Source organism: Variovorax sp. GW821-FHT09D04 (genome assembly GCF_059416405.1).
On record NZ_JBWKPA010000023.1, the window covers coordinates 1 to 1,140 of the forward strand.

The window sequence follows — 1,140 nt, forward strand, 5'->3', positions numbered from 1 at the left end:
CGGCATGCTCATCGTGCTGTCCCTCGTGGCCGTGCTGGTCTTCGTGCTCACGCGCGCCGCCTCGGGCGACCCCATCTCCGTGCTGCTGGGCGACCAGGCCACCGCCGCCGACATCGCCCGCGTGCAGAAGGACTACGGCCTGGATAAACCCCTGCCCGTGCAGTTCGGCTACTGGCTGCGCGAGGTGCTGCAAGGCAACCTGGGCACTTCGATCTTCCTGCAGCGCCCGGTCACGCAGGCGCTGTGGGAGCGCGCCGAGCCCACCACCTTGCTCGCGCTGCTGGCGGTGGCCATCGCCGCGCTCATCGGCGTGCCCTGCGGCATCGTCTCGGCGGTGTTCCGCGGCCGCGCGGTCGACCAGTTCTTCACCGGCATCGCGATGCTGGGCGCGAGCATCCCCAGCTTCTGGCTGGGCATCGTGCTGATCCAGATCTTCGCGGTGTCCTTCGGGTGGTTCCCGGTGTCGGGCTATGGTGCGCCCGATGCGCCGTTTGCCGAGAGATTGCACGCGCTGGTTCTGCCCGCCACCGTGCTGGGCCTCTTGAACTCCGCACTCATCATCCGCTTCACGCGCGCCTCGATGCTCGACGTTCTGGGTGAAGACTACGTACGCACCGCACGCTCCAAGGGGCTGAGCGAGGGCACCGTGGTGCTCAAGCACGCGCTGCGCAACGCGCTGGTGCCCATCGTCACGGTGATCGGCCTCACGGTCGCGCTGATGATCGGCGGCGCCGTCATCACCGAGACCGTGTTCGGCCTGCCCGGCGTGGGCAACCTCGTGGTCAACGCCGTGCTGCGGCGCGACTACCCCGTGATTCAAGGCGCGCTGCTCGTGATTGCCGCGATCTATGTGCTCATCAATTTCTCGATCGACCTGCTGTATGCCGTCGTCGATCCGCGCGTGAAGGTCTGAACGATGCGCATGCCTCGAATGCTCCGCCAGCTGATGCACCGCCGCATCGTGATGGTCTCCGCCCTGGTGCTGCTGGTGATTGCCGTGCTCGCGGTCGGTGCGCCGCTGTTCGCGTCCGCCGACCCCAACGACACCGCCGTGCTGCAGCGCCTGAAGGCGCCCAGCGCCGAACACCTGCTGGGCACCGACGAACTTGGGCGCGACATGTACTCGCGCATCGTGCACGG

The 1,140-nt window shown here is 67.7% G+C and carries 1 protein-coding gene and 1 pseudogene; both read left to right on the forward strand.

The window, feature by feature from the left end:
• Window positions 1-913 (forward strand): ABC transporter permease (locus AC07O4_RS31460; protein WP_495306617.1); only part of this gene is annotated, 913 nt, incomplete at its 5' end.
• Window positions 914-922: 9 nt separating this feature from the next.
• Window positions 923-1,140 (forward strand): annotated as a pseudogene (locus AC07O4_RS31465) (ABC transporter permease); the annotation flags it as partial.